Source organism: Nocardioides soli, assembly GCF_014191495.1.
GTDB lineage: Bacteria > Actinomycetota > Actinomycetes > Propionibacteriales > Nocardioidaceae > Nocardioides > Nocardioides soli.
Map to the genome: position 1 here is coordinate 1 of NZ_JACHWR010000003.1, position 19825 is coordinate 19825.

The window sequence follows — 19825 nt, forward strand, 5'->3', positions numbered from 1 at the left end:
GGTCCACGGCTTCGGGACGCGGCTGCTGGCGGCGTACGGCATCTTCATCATGGCGGCGAGGATGCGGCGCTGGTCGCGCTCGCTGATCACGGTGCCGGTCGGGTCCGGCTGGTCTGCTCGGTCACTAGGGCACCATCCTCTCGACGGATGTCCGATGAGCATTCGTTGAAGGGACTCGGCGAGGGCCGAGGTGACGGCCGTGCTCGGTCGCCCCGTGAGGGCCACGATGACACCGCCGCCCTCGGTCCTCCCGGGGTCGCAGACCGGCATCAGGAAGACGCGCCACAGAGCGCCAGTTAGTGACCGTCCGGCAGCCGATTCCGGGGGCCTTGCCGGGTCGTCGCTGCCAACCTGAGGAGTTCCGTTGTCTGAAGAGACCCCTGAAGTCGTCTACGTCGGCCTGGACTGGGCCGCTCTCGTGCATGCCGTGTGTGTCATGTCCGCGGCCGGGAAGGTGCTGGCCCAGTTCACCATCGAGCACACCGCCGAGGGCATCGCGTCGCTGATCCGTCGACTCGCCAAGCATGGCGACCCCGAGCTCGTGCAGATCGGTATCGAGCGCCCCAACGGGCGCCTGGTCGACCTGCTGCTCGAGGCCGGACACCCGGTCATCCCGGTGTCCCCGAACGCGATCAAGACCTGGCGCGAGAGCGAGGTCCTCTCCGGAGCGAAGTCCGATGCCGGCGACGCGATGGTGATCGCTGAGTACCTGCGGCTGCGTCACCACCGCCTCCATCCGGTCCAGCCCTACTCGAGTGAGACCAAGGCGTTGCGCACCGTGGTCCGCACCCGCGACGACATCGTCGAGATGCGGGTGGCCGCGACGAACCAGCTCAGTGCACTGCTGGACGATTTCTGGCCCGGCGCCAAGGCGATCTTCGCCGATGTCGAGTCCCCGATCAGCCTGGCGTTCCTGCGCCGCTATCCCACCGCCATGGCAGCCGCCCACCTGGGCGAGAAACGCATGACCGCGTTCCTGACCAAGCACGGCTACTCCGGCCGCCGTCCCGCCAGTGAGCTGCTCGCACGACTGCGCCGCGCACCGGCCGGGACCAACGACTCGGCCCTGGTCGAGGCCGTCCACGACGCGGTGCTCGCTTTGGTCACCGTGCTCGAAGCCCTCAACACCGCCGGGAAGAACCTCGACCGCTCCGTGGTCGCCCACCTCGGGGAGCACCCGGACGCCGCTGTCTTCACGTCGCTGCCAAGGTCGGGTCAGATCAACGCCGCCCAGGTACTCGCCGAGTGGGGCGATTCCCGCGCAGCCTACGCCGGACCCGACGCCGTGGCCGCCCTCGCCGGCGTCACACCGGTGACCAAGGAATCCGGCAAGCAGCGCGCCGTGCACTTCCGCTGGGCATGCAACAAACGCTTCCGCAAAGCCATCACGACCTTCGCAGACAACAGTCGGCACGAGAGTCCCTGGGCCGCTCACATCTACGCCCGAGCCCGAGCCCGGGTCCACGACCACCCCCACGCGACCCGTATCCTGGCTCGTGCCTGGATCCGAGTGATCTACCGCTGCTGGCACACCGGCCAGCCCTACGACGCCAACCTCCACGGGGGAGCCCAGAGGTTGCCGATCGCGGCCTGAGGTTGACTCAGGAAGTGTCATCACAGCTCCTGTTCGGTGGTGCGGGTGGCGTACTCGGCGTGCAGGGCGTCCAGCGCCGTGGCGACGCTGGACAGGGCCGCGTCCAGGTGGGCGCGGGCGGTCTCGGGGGTCCAGCGGCGCACGTCGCGCAGCCGGTGCTCGATGACGATCAGGTCCGACGTGGTCTCGCTGAGGGTGTGCCGGTCCTTGGCCGCGCTGGCGGCGATGTCGGCGGCGGTGCCAGTCGGGGTGGTGTCTCGCTTCGCGATGGGGACGAACTGGTTGAGCGGCAGGGTTCGGGGGCCGAGGACTGGGGCTGCGATGTGGACTTCGCGTCCGGCGCGGCCGGGCTCATCCACCCTCACGGTGGTGATGGGGAATGCGATGCCGGTGTCGGGGTCGAGCAGGGTGTCGGTGGGCCGGAGATCCCATGCGCGGACCTGCTCGGTGGCGAGGTCGGTGTGAGTGGTGGTGTCGGTCATGGCTCCTCGTTCGGTTGGGCCGGTGGCGGGCCGGACTCGGGGTCTCGGCCCGCCACCGGAGGAACTGGGGTGACGGTCAGGCCGGGGCGAGCGCGGTCCTGGCGCGGCGCTTGATCCGGTCGGGGTCCTCGCTGGTGAGCATCCGCGTGGCCCGGGCGGTCTGCTCGTCGCCCTTGGTGCGGACCGGGGCGTAGTGGTCGACGTACTCGGCCACGGCCTGGTAGCCGGCCCACGCGGTGTCGCGCATGCCGGCCTGCGTCTCGGCGTCGGCGAAGAGCCAGTGCAGCCGGGAGCGGCGACGGCGCTCGGTCTCGCGGACTTGCTTGGTCGCGTTGGCCTCGGCCTTGCCGAACGTGGCGTCGATCAGGGCGTCGAACGCGGCGTCGGTCATGGTCTGCTGGATCAGCCGCTCGGCCTCGACCTGGAAGGCGTCGACGTAGGTGAAGGTCAGCCCGAGCGCATCGCGGGCGGCCTGTACGGCGGCCTTGGCGTTGCGGGTGTGCCGGATCGAGAACGACGACTCGTGGTTGCGCAGCGCTGCGCTCTGGGTGTTCGCGCACACGACGCGGACCGGGGTGAGGAGGATGCGGAACGCGCTAGACCCGTCGTGGCTGTTGAGCGCGGCGATGTTCAGGTCGACGCGGTCGGTGCCGCCGACGGTGAGCGAGTCCGGCAGCTGCATCGTGATGGACACCTGCCGACCGCCACGCAGCGACCCGGCGGTGTCGAAGATCGCGCCGGACTCGTCGGCCAGAAGGTTCAGGAACTCGGCGTGGTTTTCGTTCTGCAGCGGGGTGTAGCCGCCGCCGACGACGCCGAGCGCCTCAGGCTCGCCGGTGAACGGGTTGGTGCGCACCGTGGCGAAGCCCGGGACCTCGATCGCGGTGACGCCGCCCTCGCTGACCTCGGCGGTGGTGAGCGGCAACTTCCGGACGTCCCAGCCGCCCAGGTGGCCGAGCGTCATGGCCGCCTCGGCGGTGAACGCGCGGTCGCGGACGGTGGTGCCCAGGCGGTGCCAGGCGTCCTTGCGGGCGAAGACGGCTGCGGCCTGCGAGCCGTGGGTCTCGTCTCGTGTGACATGTCGGGGTCCTCCCGGGTAGCGGATCAAACGAACTGGGTTCGTTCTATGGTTTCTATTCCATTGAGGGCGGGTTCTCCACAGGAAGAACCGCCCTCAGGTGGTGGGGGTGGGGGAGTGCGACCCGGTTAGGCGGCGCTGTCGCTGGCCTCGGTGCCGCTGGCCTCGTCCTCCGGCTCGTCGCTGCCGGTGGTCGTCTGCGGCTCCTCGCCGAGCAGGATCCGCTCGACCTCGCTGGGCTGGTAGCCCCACTCCACGAGCGCGCCGAGCACGCGGGCATCCCACGCGGTCGGGTTGCGCCACGAGTGCTTGCCGGTCGTGGCCTCCCACGCGGCGATGACGGCGGCGAGCGTGGTCATGGTCGCGGCCTTCGGCGTGCTCGCCTTGGTGGCGATCTTGTGGCACTCGTCGTGCCCCGCGCCGTAGTAGCCGGTCGGACGGTCGACGCCCAGCAGCGTGAACAGCATCGGGTGCCGGTGGTCCATGGCCTTGCTCAGCGAGTGGTGGCCGGTGACGACGGCCTCGCAGATCAGGGCCTCGGCACCCTTCGGGGCGGTCTTGCGGGCGACGAACGTGGCCAGCCACTCGCGGCGCACCGTCTCCGCGCTCGCCCAGGCCTTGTTGTTGGCGATCACGCGGCGGCGCTCCTCGCGGCGGGCCTCGGCCTCCTCCTCGCTCTCGCCCTCGTGGCTGCTGTCGCCGGAGGTGCTGCCGGACGCGCCGCGACGGCGCAGGCCGGAGGCGGCGAGGTCGGTCACGACCCACACCGGCAGGTACTGCTGGTAGGGCTCGGCGGGCTCGTAGACCTCGTCCTCCGACTCGTCGCCGTCCTCGCTCTCCTCGTCGTACTCGTCCTCGGGGTAGACCCACTCCTTGACGACGTGGACGCGAGCGCCGGGGACGTTGGGCCACTCCTCCTCGGGCAGCGGCTCGCCGTCCTCGGTGACCAGCCGCTCGATGCGCAGCACCTCGTCGGCCTCCTCGACCTCCTCGGCGCTCAGCACCGGCAGGCCCTCGGCGCGCAGCCGCTCGACCTCGGTGGCGTCGGCCTCGCGCTCTGCGGCCTCGTCGCGCAGCCGCTGGGACTCGTGGGCGAGCGAGCGCCGCCACTTCTTGGTGTTCTCCAGGCGCTCGACGGCCTCGGGGTCGTGCTCGAACTCGGCGAAGATCGCGGCCTCCTCCAACGTCAGGTCGCCGGAGTCGAGCCGGTTGCGGCTCTGGTCGGCCTTGGTGACCGTCAGGGCGGCGTTCACGGTCGGGCGGTCGATGCTGGTGCGCTTGGCGATCTGCGCGGCGCTCACGCCGAGCAGGGCCAGCTGCTCCACGCCCGCGACGACCTCGGCCTCGCGCATCCCAGCGCGGTGGATGTTCTCGACCATCTGGTCACCGATCCGGTCGGCGTCGGCGGGCTGGGGCACGACGCGGGCCGGGATCAGCCCGGTCGGGGTGCCGACCTCGGCGGCGGTCACGGTGCGGCGCTGGCCACGCAGCAGGACGTACTGGCCGTCCTCGTTGCGGTAGACCGTGACGGCCTCCAGCACGCCGCGCTCCTTGATCGACTTGCGGAACTCCTTGTGGTCGGCGCGCAGGTCGGTCCGGACGTTGGTGCCGATGATGATGTCGGCGGGGTCGAAGTACATGAACTCCTCGGCCTGGACGACCTCGGCGGCCTCGTCGGCGACGGTGTCGGCGGGGGTCTGGACGCTGTCGGTCATGCTGCTGTCCTCCATGAGTAGAATAGAAAGAACTGACAGGACTGAGTCTCCCAACGGGGGCCGACGCCTACCGGGCCACGGGGCGGACTTGTGGAAAGGTGGGCACCCGGTGAGGGTGGGGTAACCCCGGCCTCACCGGGCGCGGACTCCGCTGCGGCGGCGCGGCGCAGTTGCACCTCGTAGCTGGCTGGACGGGAAGGACTCGAGCGAGGGTGGGAACGGCTGCGCGGGGCCCCGACCGGGAATGCAGCGGCGTTGGTGTTAGCCGCTGCAGCTCGGCGCCGGCGGCCGAGGCCAGGGGAGTGATCAGGTGACGAGCCAGACCACGATCCCGGTGGGGATCTACTGGAAGCCCGGTGTGTGGGACCTCGCGCGATCGGCCTACCTCGCAGACCTGGACACCGACGCCGACTCGCCCGGCTCGTTCGTCGGGTGGCTCGCCCAGGCGCTCGAGGTGCACGCCCGGCGCTCACCGCAGCAGCGGGCCGAGCTTGCGGCTGCGGGCGAGAAGCATCCCGCCCTGGTCAGCGTGACGCGCAAGAGCTTCAACAAGAAGCACGACCTGCCGGCCTCGACCCTCGAGGCGGTCGAAGACGCGCTCGTGGCCGATCGCCAGGAGCTCGGCCGGATGCTCGCCCGCTCTGCGTTCGCCCAGGAGGCGGTCATCGCGGCGGCCGAGGAGGCCCGCCGGCGGCTGGGCCGAGACCTGCCCCCGCCGCCGCAGAAGCTCAGCAACCGCCCGCCGCGGCGCCGGCCGGCACGGTAGGCCAGCTGCCCGCCGGCCGGGTGGTGTCGGTGGCTGCGAGCGTCCTTCCCGGCGCCCCGATCCGGTACCCGAGAGCCGGTCGGGGCACTTCCGTGCGCTGTGGGGATGACCGGCTGCACGCGAGCTCGAGCAACTAGTTCGACAGATGTAATCGCTGCCGGACCCCGACGGGACCTAGGTGACTGCGGGACCGATTTCCGTCTCGCAGTCACCCAGGAGGAAGTCATGTCGACCACCGTCACCTTCGCCGGCAACCTGGCCGAGGCGCCAGAGCTGCTCTACACCCGCGAGAACAAGCCGTTCGTCAGCTGCCGGGTCCTGGTCAACCGCCGGACCCAGAACGACCAGGGGGAGTGGGTCAACGACGAGCCCACCGCCCACAACGTCAAGATCTTCGGCTCGGCCGCCACCCACGTGCACGACAGCTGCGGATCCGGCGACCCGATCTTCGTCCACGGCCTCGAGCGCACCGAGGCCTGGGCTGACAAGGAGACCGGCGAGAAGCGCACCAAGGACGTCGTGGTCGTCGACAACCGCTTCGGCGAGGTCGGCCTGTCGCTCAAGTACGTCTCCGCGCGCATCGAGCGCGCCCCCCAAGCGGCCCAGGTCAGCTGAGGAGGTTCGCTCCGATGGATCTCGTCGTACAGTCCCCGGACGAGCTGCTGGCCGCGGTGCCGCACGTCCTCGGCTTCAAGCCGGAGGAGTCGATCGTGCTCGTGCCCTTCCGGCCCGGGCTGTCCATCACTCGCGTCGACCTGCCGAAGACGGCGGCAGACCGTGAGGAAGTGTGGGACGCCCTCAGCGGCCCGTACGGCCGCCACGCCCGCCCCGGAGCCCGCCTGGCGATCCTCTGCTTCACCGAGGACCGCCGCAGCGCCGAGCTGGCCAGCCAGCATCTGTCCAACCGCCTCGAGACCGTGGGCATCACCACCCACATCCGGCTGTGGGCCGACGGCGAGCGGTGGCGTGAGTTCAACACCGGCCAGACCGGGCTGCAGACCCAAGCGACCGCCGAGCGGATCGCGGCCGCCACCGTCCTGACCGGCGCCGCCCAGCCGGCGGCCAGTCGAGCCTCGCTGGCCGCCTCCATGGTCGGTGACCGGGAGCCGATCGCCCAGCTGCTCCCCGCGGCCCGGGCCGCGGCCGCGGACAGCACTCCCGTCCTCGAGCGGGACTGGGCGCTGGACCGGCTCGAGCAGTTCCACGCCGACGGCAACCGGCTCTCCGACGTCGACGGCGCACGGATGCTGGTGGCCCTGGGGACGATCAGCACCCGCGACGCGCTCTGGGAGGACATGAGCCGCGAGAACCGCACCTGCCACATGGCCCTGTGGAACGACCTCACCCGCCGCGCTCCTGACGAGGTCCGCGCAGCGCCGGCCTCCATGCTCGGCTTCGCCAGCTGGCTGCACGGCGATGGGGCCAAGGCCTGGTGCGCCCTCGACCAGGTGCCCGCGGACCGGCCCTACTCCATGGCCGCCATCGTCGCCTCGGCGCTGCAGAACGGCATCCACCCCCGTGAGTCGGAGCGGTACCAGACCCAGACGCGTGGCCTCGCCGCCGAGCTGGACGAGTCCTTCGTCCCCAAGCCAGCCGGCCAGCAGCGCGACATCCCCGGCACGCAGCCCATCACCGACCGTCCGGCCCCGGGCCGCTGAGGAGGACCACCGCGATGAACCACGACGACGACACCACGGTGCAGCACAGCACCACCGAGCGGCAACTGCGGCGCCTGGTCGTACCCGAGCGCGCGGCCTACGCGGCCGACAAGCGCCTCGACGTCATCCACGAACCCGACCTCGACCTGCTGTGGGGAGGCCCGGAATGAGCACTCCGCACGCCGACGTCGACGACCGGCTGGCTCGCCCGCGTCAAGCTGAGCAGCACCATCGAGTCCGGCGACCTGCGCGTCACCGGGCTGGTCAGCGAGCTCGGCGTACCGAATGTCCTGGTATCTCGAGGCCCGGGCGAGGTGGAGAACCACTGGGCTTCTGCATCGGCCAGGAGCTCGCCCACGACGACCCACCAGGCTGCTCGAGCAGGTCGCCGGCGCCGGCGTCCGGTTCATCATCCCGTCCGACCACTCCAAGCCGGCGACCTGATCCAGCTTGGAGCCGACGCCGTGGCCGTGGTCGGGTCGCGTGCCGCGACGAGCTACAGCACGCACCAGGCCACCGAGCTGAACCGCGAGCTCGCGACCATGGGCCACACTGTCGTCAGCGGCCTCGCCTACGGCGTGGACCAGGGCGCGCACCGCGGCGCAGTCGTTGGCGGCGGCCCGACCATCGCCGTCATGCCGTCCGGCGCCGACCGGTCCCCTCCGGCCGCGAACGCCCAGTTGCTCGAGGCGATCGCGGAACGCGGCCTTATCGTCGCCGAGGCGCCCCCGGGGGCCGCGCCCACGCGCACCGCGTTCCTCGCCCGGAACAGGATCGTCGCTGGTCTGTCCGAAGGCACTGTGGTCGTTGAGGGCGCCATACGCAGCGGCGCCCTCAACACCCTCGCCCAGTGGACCGACACACTCGGCCGTCCCGTCATGGGCGTCCCAGGACCAGTCAGCAGCGCCGCCACGCGGACCGAGAGTCCTGGCCGCCGACGGCAACCTCGACGCACTACGTTTGCGTACCGGCCTCCCCAGCGTCCATTTTCGCCTCCCGAGCTGGCTGCGCGAGACGGAGCACGGCCCTGCTGTCCACCTCGAGGTCTGTAGGGAGGGCCGGGATGATCGGCGGCCGCCACGACGTCGACGAGGTCGACAGAGTGGGGCGCGTCAAGCACTGCTGCACGCTCGACCCCGGCGACCCCAGGGGACCGGGCTTAGTCAGCGACCTCGGCGCCGGAAAGGTCCTCGGCTACCTCGATGCGCCGGCCGACGTGGACGAACACGTGGCCTGTCGATCGGCCAAGACGTCGCGCACGTGGACCCCGGGGGGGGGGGGGGGGGGGGGGGGGGGGGGGGGGGGGGGGGCGAAGAGCAGGCAGCTCACCAGGGCATTCGGCTTCCTCGCATCGGCCGACGCCGAATGGCCCCGACTAAGTCGGAGCATTGCCCGACGGCTGTCAACTGCGTAAGCGGGGCGGGGAGCCGGTTGGGTCGTGAGTCGGGGAGAAAGAGATCTGCGTCAGGCGGCGGACCCCTCGGTGACACTGGTCGGGTCACGAGCCGCCACGAGCTACGGCCTGGAGTTGGCCACCAATCTCGGTCGAGATCTCGCATCCATGGGGCGGGCCATCAACGGCGCCCCGTACGGCAGCGCCGAGCCCACCCACCTGGGGGTACACGACCTCTTGGGTCGAGAGGCCATCGCCGCATCTCGACAGCGGCGGGCCACTCCTTCGCCAGGCAGCGCGACCGCCGCTCGTGCACTTCGGCCACCGGGTCTTTTCGCAGTCCATTGAACGGAACAACGACGTTGTCCTGGATTCGGGGGCGGGCCATCATCTTGAACGTCGGCCAGAGCGGGACACCCGTTAATCGTGGAGACGACCGAACTTTGAGGACCGAGTGATCTAGGACGATGGTATAGCGGTATCTAACGAGAACCAAGCAATGCTCGGTTCTCAACAATAGGTAGGACTCTAGGCGCATTCTTAACGAGCAATATCGGGTGTTCGGCCATGTCTTCGCAGCTTATGTCCACGTAGAGATCTGCCTGCCATTGGCCATACCAACATGAAGCGTTGATTCATCTATACCACAAGGAGGTACACCAGTGGCAGTCGACAGGAGTGAGTTGTTGGCCAAGGTTGACTGGGAGCGAGGTGAAGTGAGCGCCGATATCTTCATTGATGAAGATATCTATCGTCTCGAACTGGAACGGCTGTTCAGCAGGGCCTGGCTGTTCTTGGCCCACGACACCATGATCCCCAAGCCCGGTGACTTCCTCAACACCTACATGGGCGGGGACCCCGTCCTCGTGGCACGGCAACGCGACGGCAGCGTCAAGGCATACCTGAACGCCTGTAGGCACCGGGGCATGAAGGTGTGTCGCGCCGAGGACGGAAACACGAAGCACTTCATGTGCACGTACCACGGTTGGACGTACGACATTGCAGGCAATCTCGTCAACGTGCCGAACGAACATGACGCATACCACGGCGAGCTTCCTAAGGAAGAGTTCGGCCTAAAGCAGGTTGCACAGATCGATAGCTACAAGGGTCTCATCTTTGCCACGTTCGACGCCGACGCTCCGCCACTCCTGGAATATCTGGGCGACTCTGTCTACTATATCGATGCATGGGTCGATCATGTGCCCGGCGGTATCGAAGTTCTGCCGGGAGTCGTGAAGTGGACAATTCATGGCAATTGGAAGATCGCCGCGGAGCAGTTCGCTGGCGACGGGTACCACGTCAATGTGACCCACATGAGTTCGCTAGCCCAGATCAGTAATACCGATCTTTACACTGGCCCTTCTCCCGCTGGATTCCAGTTCTCATCCAGGCTTGGACACGGCTATTCAGGTATCTACAATCAACCCAGCCGATTTGAGGACGGGGCGGCAGATTATCGTACCCAGCGCATGCAGACTGCTATCGATCGTCTCGGGCCAGAACGCGCCAACACCGTGGGCAACTTCACGGTCTTCCCGAACCTCTCTGGGCTCCCAGGTCAGTCGAACCTCCGCGTCTGGCACCCGAAGGGCCCGAACACCTTTCAGATCTGGTCCTGGACGGTAGTAGACAGGGACGCCCCAGAAGAGGTAAAGCGCGCACAGCAGTTGTCGTCGACGTTGACCGAGGGCGCGGCCGGCACCGTTGAGGTCGACGACGGGGAGAACTGGGACCTGATGGGCCAGCTGCTCCAGGATGGTTATCAAACAAGGCTTCTCAAGTGGAACTACCAGATGGGCCTCGGTCACGAAACCGACGACCACGCGACGTTGCCCGGACGTATCAATGAAATGTATTTCGGCGAGGGCCCGCAGCGCGCCTTCTATCGGCGGTGGCTGGAGTTCATGACGAGCGAAAAGTGGCCACACTGTGACGACTTCGACGATGACTGGTCAAAGAAGGTGAACCGATGACGACGCAACTCGAGCGTTCTACTGCACCGATCGCCACGGGTGTAACGATGCAAGTCCAGCACGAGGTGGAACAGTTCCTCTACGCTGAGGCCCAGTTGCTCGATGACTGGCGCTACCGACACTGGTTTGAGCTCATGGCGGACGACATTCGCTACCGGGCTCCACTTCGGAAGAACCGCCTGCGCCGCCAGCGCCTTGAGGACGAAGTTGCCGACCGCGGAACTGAGATGGCGCTGTTCGACGACGACAAGGAATCCCTCGACGTTCGCGTCATGCAGCGCGAGACTGGAAAGTTCTGGGCTGAAGACCCGCCGTCACGCACGCGCCACCTGATCAGCAACGTCCGGATCTCATTGCCCGTCGATTCTGCCGGGGATGAGTACGACGTTCGGTCGAACTTCATCGTGTACAGGAACCGGCTTGAGACCGAGGTCGACATCTGGGCGGGTGAACGATTCGATCTACTGCGACGCGATGGCGCCTCGTTCAAGATCGCCCGTCGAACGATCCTTCTGGATCAGAACGTGGTGCTGTCGAAGAACCTCAGCGTCTTCTTCTAGGAGAGACCAGGTGACTCGCACCAGCAGGGAAATCGATTCCACATGAGCGCAGATCTGAACGACAACCAGTCGATGTCATCGCCAGGCAGTCCGCTGCCGCTTAGTCAATCGCTGTGGCAGAGCGTAGCTAGTGTCTCCCACCAACTGCGGTACATCGAAACAAGCACGGGGGCCCGAACTCGCATCATCGAAGCGGGCGCGGGCCCCTCCCTGCTCCTCTTGCATGGTACGGGCGGGCATCTGGAGGTCTTTCTGCGAAACGTTGGGTCCTTCGCTGACGACTTTCACGTGGTCGCGATGGACCTATTGGGTCATGGTCTAACTGATTTCCCGGATGATGAGCAGCCGTTCGACTGGCGCACAGTCGGGGAGCACGTTCTCGCGACCATGGACGCGCTTGGCATCGACTCCGCGGCCATCGTCGGTGAAGCTCTCGGTGCACAAGTTGCCCAGTGGTTGGCTGTCAATCACCCAGCTCGGGTTGACTCCCTGGTCCTGTGCTGCGCATGCATTCTTCCGGAGGAAGACGCAGACGATCCCTCTCTCATGCACTCTCAAGCGGCTTTTCAGGAGCTCACGGCACGGGTACTCAAGGACCCCGGATCTGTTGAACTCATGCGTGAGCGCATGAGTTGGTTGCATTTGGGACGGGAACAAGTCGACGAGGAGATGCTCGAACTACGGATGCGGTTCTGGACACGTAAAGGGTTCACAGATGCGCACAAGAGGCTTCTGGGCTCATTGCGCACCGCCAGGCATGACTCTCGAACGTCCGTCAGCCAGACTGAACTGCAGCAAATCCGCATCCGAACGCTGATTGTATGGACCGAGCAGAATCCACTGTTCAGCCTCGACTCTGCGCTCCGACTAGCGGAGTATCTTCCAAATGCACAGTGTGAGGTCTTCTTGGAGTCTGCGATGTGGCCCCAGTTTGACGAAGCGGCCAAGTTCAACGCGCTGGTCAAGTCATGGCTACGGGCATAGTCGCCACCATCTCGCGTTCTGCGTGGATCCGCTGCCCAGTGCATGTCTAGGTCAGCGATTCTGTTATCTGGCCGCGCCATTAGAACAGATCGCGGCTTATGCGCACCAACAGCCAGCGACATCCCTCCAACTAACACTTGAAGCCTGTCCGGAGGTCTGCTCAGTGGAACACATTGCTACACGCCATCCAGTACATCTGTAAGAATCCTCACACGCTGAGGGAGGAACTTTGTCTGAGGGGAGTGGATCGTTGACGATGGATGAGAAGCAAAAGCCGGCCTTCATCCGCGTGCGAGGAATATGCAAGTCATTCCCTGGCGTACAGGTGCTGGATGACGTATCGCTCGATCTTCACAGGGGCGAAATTCGCGGGCTCACCGGCGAAAACGGGTCCGGAAAGTCCACTCTCGCCAAGATCTTGACGGGCCTGTATCAGCCGGAGGCGGGATCGATTGAAATCGACGGAAAGGAGGTGCTGCTAAAAGGTCCCGCAAGCGCCGCCTCGTACGGAATCATTGCGGTCAGTCAAGAACTCACTCTCGCGCCCGAACTCACGGTCGCTGAGAATATCTGCTTGGGACAACTGCCCCGCAAGAAGTTGGGCACCGTCGATTGGCAACGTTGTCGACTGATTGCCCGTGATGTGCTTGCCCGTTTGAATTTGGAAATCGATGAACAGGCGATCGTAGGGAAGTTGCCCATCGAACTGCGTCAGGCAGTGGAAATCGCGCGTGCCCTTTCCAGGAACGCGAAGCTCTTGATTCTCGACGAGGCCACAAGTTCCTTGTCAGAGGCTGCCACAGACCGCCTATTGACAATAGTTGAGGAGATGCGCGACAAGGACGCCGCCATCCTCATGATCACCCACCGGATGCCAGAGCTCTATCGATCAGCCAGCCGGGCCACTGTGCTGCGAGACGGCAAAGTCGTCGACACCGTTGCGCTGCCCGCGACATCTGAGTCGACGCTCGTTCGACTCATGGTCGGGCGCGAAGTGGGCGACTATTACGGCGCGCGCACGTCTGCCCCGGGCGACGTGGTCATGCGCGTACGGGGGCTCGACACGGACGGAGGAGTTCTCGGGGGAGCGTCGTTCGACCTCAGACGTGGCGAGATCCTCGGTATAGCTGGACTCGTCGGCTCTGGAAAGTCTGAGCTGGCGTTGGCTATCGCTGGTGCCATCCCAAGCACAGGATCGATCGAGGTCGCCGGAAGGCAGCTCAAGGACCGATCTCCCCGCGGCGCACTCGCAGCCGGAATCGGTTACGTCCCAGACGATCGGAAGGCGGCAGCCATCCTGCCCCGGAGGAGCGTCGTCGAGAATTTCGCTCTCGGATGGATGGACAACGTCTCGCGCTATGGGTTCATGCGCGTCCGCGAAGAGCGCAGACGGGTCAATGAGGCGTCGGCTGACTACGGTGTACGGGCCCTATCTGAGGCGGTACCGATCGCGCTCCTGTCTGGGGGCAACCAGCAGAAGGTGGTCGTTGGTCGAACGTTTGGGCGTGCGGAGTGCAACATATTCGTGCTTCACGAGCCGACGCGTGGCATCGATGTTGCAGCCAAGAGCGAGTTGTACAAGCTCGTGCAAGCCGAAGTGGACGCTGGCGCAGCTGTCATCGTCGTCTCGTCCGAATTGCCCGAGCTGCTCGGCTTGGCCGATCGCATCCTTGTATTCCATCGCGGCAGGGTCCATGCAGAATTTGCGGCCGGCCAAGTGGACGAAGAAACCCTCGCTGCCGTTGCGGTATCAGGTACGGACTCGGGCATGGACCTGGCAAGAGAAGGCGAGGCCATGTGGGCCGATATCACGGATGGCGCGTCACCGAGTCTTAGGTAGGAATTATGACATTGCTGGCACCTGAGGATCTCCAAATGGAATCCACCGACAACAACAGGAGTATTGGGCTCGCCAAGAAGAGCTACGTGCGCCTGGCCCAGGGTAAGCAATCGGGCCTGCTCATCGCGCTCCTATCGGTCTGTACCTACTTCGCGATTACAGAACCGATCTTCGCTACGTGGGGAAACGTGACGAATATCGTTTCGAGCAACAGCTCGGTCCTGATCTTGGCAATCGGGGCGACGTTCGTGATCTTGATCGGACAGCTTGATCTGTCTGCCGCCGCGGCCGCCGCTGCGTCAGGAGTTGCTATGGGGTTGGCTTTGGAGAGTGCTGCGCCGACCGTAGTTGCTGTTGTCCTTCCTATCGCGGTGGGCGTCGCCATCGGCTTGATCAACGGAGCGCTTATTGCGTGGGCGAAGATCTCGTTCCTAGTCGTGACCCTCGGCACAATGTCAATCCTCATGACCATCGCACTGGTGCCAAGCGACGGACACACCATCAGTGTTTTCGGGTTCGCGGGTTTCGGGCCGATCGCATCATTCGTCAATAGCGGCGTCGGTCCGTTTCCGGTGCTGATGCTGTTCGATGTGCTGCTGGTTGCACTGGCAATAGTGGTGTTGCGATTTACCAAATTCGGCCGCTCAGTCTTTGCGATCGGATCAAACATCGAGGCGGCGCGGCTTAATGGTATCCACGTGACACGGATGATCATTTCTGTCTATGTCCTCGCAGGGATGACCGCAGGTATGGCCAGCATCGTTCAGGTTGGTCGACTAACCGGCGCTTCGCCGGCTGTTGACATGACACAGCTGATGACTGTGATCGCTGCTGTACTCATCGGTGGAACAGCATTCTCCGGTGGTGAGGGCGGTGTTTTAGGAACCGTCCTTGGCGTAGTTTTCTTGAGCGTAGTTCAGAACGGCGTGACCCTGAGCGAAGTGTCGTCATTCTGGCAAGGAGCAATCAATGGCTGCATCTTGATTGCAGCCGTTGGCCTCGGATCTCTTCGTGGGAGTGGTGGAAGACTCGGGCCGCGAAGGAGGGGAGGGCGCAGAGGCCGCATCAGGGCCTGAACAGAAAGCGTCCACCCTAAACATAGTTCCCCTTTGAAAGGATCGGATATTACTGTGAAGTTGGTCTTTGTACGTCTTATGGTCCCACTTCTTGCCTGCGGACTCACTGCCTCCGCGTGCGGATCTTCAAGTGACGCTTCTCTCAACGGGTCCTCTGAAGAAAGTACGATGATAGGATTTGCTTCTCCTGTCGCTTCACAGCCAAGCGTTGCGCTCGTCGGGCACGGAATGAAGGAAGCCGCGGAGTCCATCGGCTGGCATGCGACCGTTCTCGACGCCAATCTCGATCCGAATGCTCAGGTCTCGAACATTCAGAGCCTGATCCAGCAGGACGCTGGCGCGATCGCATCGTGGACCCTTGATGCAGGTGCCACGGCAGGTATTTACGCCCAGGCCGATCAGGCAAACGTTCCCATCATCGGTGTCAACTCCGAGGGTAGCGGCGTCAAGTACGCCGTGTGGAATGAGATCCAGCAGTGCTCGCCCGGGGGCCCGGCAGAACAGACCGCCGATCTGATCGCATCGAAATTCCCCGATGGGAACGTCGTCACGATCGGGCTCGACGTTGTGCCGTCGTGGGCGTCGGTGGCCGATTGTTTCGAGAAGGCCGCGAAGCAGGCGGGCCTAACCATCCTCGCACATCAGTCGAACAATAGCGACGACGCTGCCGGCGCGCAGAAGCTCACCGCTGACATGCTCACGAAGTATCCGGACGTGAACGCCATCTGGGCGTACAACGACGCCTCCGCGCTTGGCGCCTCGGCCGCAGTCATTGCAGCAGGGAAGACCGTCTCAGATGGCGAATCCGATGGAATCATTATCACTGGCGAGAATGGCGACTCGGACGCAATCCAAGCTGTGCGTGACGGTCGTCTCACCGGCACATGGGATCTGAATATGGTGGAGTTCGGCTGGCTCATCGTGAAGACGGCGGAAGATGCACTTAAGGAAGGTACGGCTCCCGCGAAGACGGTTCTTCGGTCGACTCTGTGGACCGCGAACAACATCGACGATTACGTGCCCCCGAAGGATCGCGATGTCAGTTTCGAGGAGCTGGACATCGTCGAGTAGGACGACCCCCGCGTTGGGGGCTCTGACTCTACCGAACCGAACGAAGTCGACCGGAGGAATTGTGATGTCTGGAGGCGGTGTGTCGCAGCTCGCTTACGTCGAGCTGCGCGTGATGAGCCTGTCGGAATGGGAGCGATTTGGTCGAGCAATAGGGGTACAGTGCGTCAGGCGCGAGGCGGCGCCTGACAGCGAGATGCTTCTGCGCATCGACGAGCGTGATTACCGCTTCTGGCTCAAAGAAGACCGTGCGGACTCCCTTGGAGCCGTCGGGTGGGAGGTACCCTCCGCTGAGGCGTACTCGGGAGTGGTGAACAGGGCACGCGAGTGGGGCGTTGAGGTCGAGGAGTGCGATCCTTCTTATGCGATCGAGCGGCGGTATGGACGCGTCGCTCGGTTGCGAGACCCAGCCGGGATGCCCCTCGAGATTGGGTATGCACCGATTGTGGGTCCTGCACGATTCGAGCGCTCGCGTCCAATTAGCGGCTTCAAGGCGGACAATCTGGGGCTGGGACATCTATTTGCGTACGTTCCTGATATTGGCGAAATTGAGGAATTCTACAAAGAGGTTCTCGGTTTCCGCACGAGCGATTACATCACTTGGCCCGAGGCCGACATTGACGCGGTTTTCCTCAGGTGCAATTCGCGACACCACAGTGTGGCGTTCGCTGAGAGCTCTTCTGCTGCACCTCGCCATCTCGAGCACGTAATGCTGGAGACATACGAGGTCGACGATCTGGGCTTGGTGCTCGATGCGTTGCAAAGTGAAAAGTTTTCATTGGGGACGTCCCTTGGTCGTCACATCAATGACAGGATGCTGTCGTTCTATGCAAGCACCCCGTCCGGTTTCTGGCTGGAGTACGGGTGCGATGCAGTGTCTGTTGAGGACAACGGGTCTTGGGAGATTAAGCGGTATTCAAACGGACACACATGGGGTCACGCCATGGGTGTCGGACTGACGCCTCGGCTTCTGTCGTTCGGGTAGGGTTTGATATCGACACACATCCCCGCTTGTACGAGAGTTCGTGTTGCCAACAGTTTGCTTGGCGCTGATCCGTAGCCGGCCCGTCTAGCTGAGGGACGCGGCCCCTCCCGCCGAGCACGGCCTGCCGAAGTTTGCGATTAACGCTAGTATGTCATTGAAGGGTGTTGGTGCAAGAGTGAGCGACTTCGAGCTGCTGCCTCCTGCCGATATGAGCCACATGATCTCCACACGTGAGGGCCCACTTCACTTTCAAGATGTCGGTACAGGTCAGCCGGTGCTCTTCATACATTCCTTCGGTCCTCAACCAGGCGTGACCGCGTGGATGATCTTCCACCGCGTGCTGCGGGAGATTTCGACGTCGAGAAGATGCATCGCCCTGGACATGCCGAACTTTGGCTTGTCTGGACCGATTGTCTACGACGAACCGTTCCACGACGTGGTCGTGCGTTCAGTTCTGTCGTTGATGGATCATCTCGATCTCGACGAGGTTCCAGTTGTTGGAACATCCATGGGCGCAACGGTTGCGCTCGATCTCGCGATCACGGCTCCACACCGAGTATCGGGACTCGTCGTTGGATCGTGCCACGCGTCAACTGGAGGAGATCCATATCTACTTGGGCCATTTCCGTCTGAAGTCCAGCGACTTTATGACGAGGCGCAACTCCATCCGACGGATCTGACTCATACTGTGCGGCTACTGAAGGCATTGGTGTACGACGAGACGGTCGTGACAGAGGCCATGGTGTCCGCGATTCAAGCCTTTCGCGATAGCCGGCTGGGCCATTGGAGGGCTGTGTCTCAATCTACGAGCAGGGCGCACAGCAATTTGAGCGCATTGTCCTCGATCGGTATCCCCATGAGGATTATTCACGGTCGATTCGACCGGATGGTCCCTTTTGAACAGGCGCTTATGCTCATGAGCTATGTTCGTCATGCCGATGTAACTCTTCTCAATCAATGCGGCCATTGGCCTGCGTTCGAACGTCCTGTGGCGTTTTCGTCGATTGTGGAAGAGTGGCTGGATTCGAATCATTGGTGAGGCCGGTGACGCGGTTGTCGTAGAGCAATCCGGATTCGCGTGAGCCCTTTGACAAGATTTTGGAGAGTGCGAGAGAATGATCAACCAGACGGAACCCGAATGGCACGACGTTTGTGCCGTTTCCGAGCTTGCGCCGGGCGATGCGCGAGTGTTGGAGATTGAACCGCCTGTCGCGATCTTCTTTGTGGGTGGTGAGTACTTTGCAACGGACGATACGTGCACCCACGCTCAGTCGTCGTTGGCCGACGGATACATCGAAGGCCAGACTGTTGAGTGTGAATTCCATTTCGCGAAGTTTTGTCTCCGGACGGGTGCAGCTCTAACGCCCCCGGCCGTGACGCCACTTAGGTCCTATCCTGTAGACATCGTCGGTGGGATGGTACGGGTAGATCTATCGGCTCGTAACGCTGATCCTAATTGAACTCAGGGTTTGGGGTCGAGTCTCGAACGTGCACATCCCACGTGAAGGAGGTTGCGGCTGTCGGCGACGCCTGAAAACGCACCCGGTATCGACGCGCGGGTTCCATGGCGGATTCGAACCGGCGTCGCAACACTTCGGTCAGGAGGAGGCTAGCGCCGCGCACACAATCTGAGTTGGGGAAGCCCATGTCAGCGTCCTTCGGGGCCGGTTGTTTGATGCGCTCCCGACCCGGCGTAGGTCGTCCGAACTGTAAGCGCGGAGGTCAGTTTCCTTAGGAAGTACTGGCGCCGGGGACCGTTGCTGCTCTCGTTGGTCGGTCGCTTCCAAGGCTTGCCGGCGTGGGAGAACACTCCCTCAGCGAAGAGCGCAGCGATCTGCTCGAGGCGTGCCATCTGGGAACCCTAATCCCACGCCAGCGTGAGCCGTGCGGCGTCAGGGAGTTCGGTCATGACGTCGTTCATGCCGGCAACCAATTCCTCGGCGGGGCGGCAGCCGGGCAGGTGGATCAACCTGATGTAACGGCTGCGGCGACACACCAGTGTGCCATCGCGGACAGTCCTCCCCGGCCGGTGATGAGGATGCCTTCCCAGTCGCCGATCCGGAATCGTTGCTGGACCGCAAGCGGGCGGTGGTCGATCAGCACAGGGCAGGTGCAATGAACCGCGGAGTCTGCTCGTGTGCCGTCGCCGGCGCTCTCGTAGGGGCCACCCGGTACGGAGCTTGTTGGTGAGTTGCCTGCAGGCCGCCTTTCGACCCGTTGTAGAGCGCGTGGTAGATCGTTTCGTGGCACAAGTGCCAGGTTGGCCGGTCGGGAGATACTCGGTGCGGAGCCACGCGGCGATCTGCTCGGGACTCCATTCCAGGAGCAACTTCCCTTGTGTCGCTTCCCGGAGCCCGGCTCCTGGGCTATGCGACCGCCCCGTGGTCGCTCAAGCCGCTGGCGAGCGGGAGCATGGGCGAGGTCGCCGGCCTAGCCCCGACGTCGTGTGGGGACGTGTTGCGCCGCATCTCGCGGCTAATCGTCGAAGATGCTGTCCGTGGCCATGAAAGAGTCCCCACTGGTGGCCAGGTTGAGGTCCCCGCTGGTGGCCAGATAGAAGTCCCCACCCTTCGTGTCGTGTCGTAGCCGACGGTGAAGGCCCTGCGTGGTGACGGTGGCGGTGCCAACCAGTCACCGAGCACCACGCAGGGGC

The 19825-nt window shown here is 64.3% G+C and carries 18 protein-coding genes; 15 read left to right on the forward strand and 3 right to left on the reverse strand.

Annotated elements, in window-relative coordinates:
- Positions 1-364: 364 nt before the first annotated feature.
- Positions 365-1594, forward strand: a complete 1230-nt coding sequence (locus tag FHU40_RS18845) for an IS110 family RNA-guided transposase (protein WP_183593915.1) — start codon at positions 365-367, stop codon at positions 1592-1594.
- Between the two features lie 20 nt (positions 1595-1614).
- Here the strand turns inward: FHU40_RS18845 and FHU40_RS18850 are convergent, their stop codons facing one another.
- The 3 genes from FHU40_RS18850 to FHU40_RS18860 all read right to left on the reverse strand — a co-directional run bounded on the left by FHU40_RS18850 (position 1615) and on the right by FHU40_RS18860 (position 4869).
- On the reverse strand, positions 1615-2076 hold the full coding sequence (locus tag FHU40_RS18850; RefSeq protein ID WP_183593917.1) for a hypothetical protein: 462 nt from the start codon (positions 2074-2076) through the stop codon (positions 1615-1617).
- 76 nt (positions 2077-2152) lie between these two features.
- Positions 2153-3184 carry a DUF932 domain-containing protein gene (locus tag FHU40_RS18855; protein WP_221200063.1) on the reverse strand — a complete coding sequence of 344 codons (1032 nt, stop codon included), beginning with the start codon at positions 3182-3184 and terminating at the stop codon, positions 2153-2155.
- Positions 3185-3282: 98 nt separating this feature from the next.
- Complete coding sequence (locus tag FHU40_RS18860) at positions 3283-4869, reverse strand: ParB/RepB/Spo0J family partition protein (protein ID WP_183593918.1); 1587 nt, start codon at positions 4867-4869, stop codon at positions 3283-3285.
- A 310-nt stretch (positions 4870-5179) separates the two neighbouring features.
- Here FHU40_RS18860 and FHU40_RS18865 point away from each other — a divergent pair, with 310 nt between their 5' ends.
- The 14 genes from FHU40_RS18865 to FHU40_RS29640 all read left to right on the forward strand — a co-directional run bounded on the left by FHU40_RS18865 (position 5180) and on the right by FHU40_RS29640 (position 18632).
- Entirely contained in the window at positions 5180-5635 is a 456-nt protein-coding gene (locus tag FHU40_RS18865; RefSeq protein WP_183593920.1) for a hypothetical protein, read from the forward strand.
- A gap of 225 nt (positions 5636-5860) precedes the next feature.
- Positions 5861-6250, forward strand: coding sequence for a single-stranded DNA-binding protein (locus tag FHU40_RS18870; RefSeq protein ID WP_183593922.1), 390 nt, complete (start codon positions 5861-5863; stop codon positions 6248-6250).
- A 14-nt stretch (positions 6251-6264) separates the two neighbouring features.
- The gene (locus tag FHU40_RS18875) at positions 6265-7293 is read left to right on the forward strand and encodes a DUF4192 domain-containing protein (RefSeq protein ID WP_183593924.1); all 1029 of its coding nucleotides are present in this window, start codon (positions 6265-6267) and stop codon (positions 7291-7293) included.
- Positions 7294-7307: 14 nt separating this feature from the next.
- A complete protein-coding gene (locus FHU40_RS18880; RefSeq protein ID WP_183593926.1) occupies positions 7308-7463 on the forward strand; it encodes a hypothetical protein in 156 nt (51 codons plus the stop codon).
- A gap of 300 nt (positions 7464-7763) precedes the next feature.
- Positions 7764-8345 (forward strand): DNA-processing protein DprA, encoded by a 582-nt coding sequence (locus FHU40_RS29865; protein WP_425490205.1) that lies wholly within the window; start codon positions 7764-7766, stop codon positions 8343-8345.
- A 1003-nt stretch (positions 8346-9348) separates the two neighbouring features.
- A complete protein-coding gene (locus FHU40_RS18890) occupies positions 9349-10659 on the forward strand; it encodes an SRPBCC family protein (protein WP_183593929.1) in 1311 nt (436 codons plus the stop codon).
- On the forward strand, positions 10656-11219 hold the full coding sequence (locus FHU40_RS18895) for an aromatic-ring-hydroxylating dioxygenase subunit beta (RefSeq protein WP_183593930.1): 564 nt from the start codon (positions 10656-10658) through the stop codon (positions 11217-11219). The genes FHU40_RS18890 and FHU40_RS18895 overlap by 4 nt, the downstream gene beginning before the upstream one ends.
- A gap of 42 nt (positions 11220-11261) precedes the next feature.
- Positions 11262-12203 (forward strand): alpha/beta fold hydrolase, encoded by a 942-nt coding sequence (locus FHU40_RS18900; protein ID WP_183593932.1) that lies wholly within the window; start codon positions 11262-11264, stop codon positions 12201-12203.
- Between the two features lie 256 nt (positions 12204-12459).
- Positions 12460-14043 (forward strand): sugar ABC transporter ATP-binding protein, encoded by a 1584-nt coding sequence (locus FHU40_RS18905; RefSeq protein WP_183593934.1) that lies wholly within the window; start codon positions 12460-12462, stop codon positions 14041-14043.
- Between the two features lie 35 nt (positions 14044-14078).
- Complete coding sequence (locus tag FHU40_RS18910; protein ID WP_183593935.1) at positions 14079-15119, forward strand: ABC transporter permease; 1041 nt, start codon at positions 14079-14081, stop codon at positions 15117-15119.
- 168 nt (positions 15120-15287) lie between these two features.
- Complete coding sequence (locus FHU40_RS18915) at positions 15288-16190, forward strand: sugar ABC transporter substrate-binding protein (RefSeq protein ID WP_183593936.1); 903 nt, start codon at positions 15288-15290, stop codon at positions 16188-16190.
- Positions 16191-16269: 79 nt separating this feature from the next.
- A complete protein-coding gene (locus FHU40_RS29635; protein WP_183593938.1) occupies positions 16270-17172 on the forward strand; it encodes a VOC family protein in 903 nt (300 codons plus the stop codon).
- Positions 17173-17347: 175 nt separating this feature from the next.
- Positions 17348-18211 carry an alpha/beta fold hydrolase gene (locus tag FHU40_RS18925; protein WP_221200064.1) on the forward strand — a complete coding sequence of 288 codons (864 nt, stop codon included), beginning with the start codon at positions 17348-17350 and terminating at the stop codon, positions 18209-18211.
- Between the two features lie 76 nt (positions 18212-18287).
- On the forward strand, positions 18288-18632 hold the full coding sequence (locus FHU40_RS29640) for a bifunctional 3-phenylpropionate/cinnamic acid dioxygenase ferredoxin subunit (RefSeq protein ID WP_183593940.1): 345 nt from the start codon (positions 18288-18290) through the stop codon (positions 18630-18632).
- Positions 18633-19825 lie beyond the last annotated feature (1193 nt).

Bases quoted from the DNA above. Each gene is read 5' to 3' on its own strand.
- FHU40_RS18905 (WP_183593934.1), top strand. From the start codon at position 12,460: ATGGATGAGAAGCAAAAGCCGGCCTTCATCCGCGTGCGAGGAATATGC.
- FHU40_RS18900 (WP_183593932.1), top strand. From the start codon at position 11,262: ATGAGCGCAGATCTGAACGACAACCAGTCGATGTCATCGCCAGGCAGT.
- FHU40_RS18880 (WP_183593926.1), top strand. From the start codon at position 7,308: ATGAACCACGACGACGACACCACGGTGCAGCACAGCACCACCGAGCGG.
- FHU40_RS18910 (WP_183593935.1), top strand. From the start codon at position 14,079: ATGGAATCCACCGACAACAACAGGAGTATTGGGCTCGCCAAGAAGAGC.
- FHU40_RS18895 (WP_183593930.1), top strand. From the start codon at position 10,656: ATGACGACGCAACTCGAGCGTTCTACTGCACCGATCGCCACGGGTGTA.
- FHU40_RS18875 (WP_183593924.1), top strand. From the start codon at position 6,265: ATGGATCTCGTCGTACAGTCCCCGGACGAGCTGCTGGCCGCGGTGCCG.
- FHU40_RS18870 (WP_183593922.1), top strand. From the start codon at position 5,861: ATGTCGACCACCGTCACCTTCGCCGGCAACCTGGCCGAGGCGCCAGAG.
- FHU40_RS18860 (WP_183593918.1), bottom strand. From the start codon at position 4,869: ATGACCGACAGCGTCCAGACCCCCGCCGACACCGTCGCCGACGAGGCC.
- FHU40_RS18850 (WP_183593917.1), bottom strand. From the start codon at position 2,076: ATGACCGACACCACCACTCACACCGACCTCGCCACCGAGCAGGTCCGC.
- FHU40_RS18915 (WP_183593936.1), top strand. From the start codon at position 15,288: ATGATAGGATTTGCTTCTCCTGTCGCTTCACAGCCAAGCGTTGCGCTC.
- FHU40_RS29640 (WP_183593940.1), top strand. From the start codon at position 18,288: ATGATCAACCAGACGGAACCCGAATGGCACGACGTTTGTGCCGTTTCC.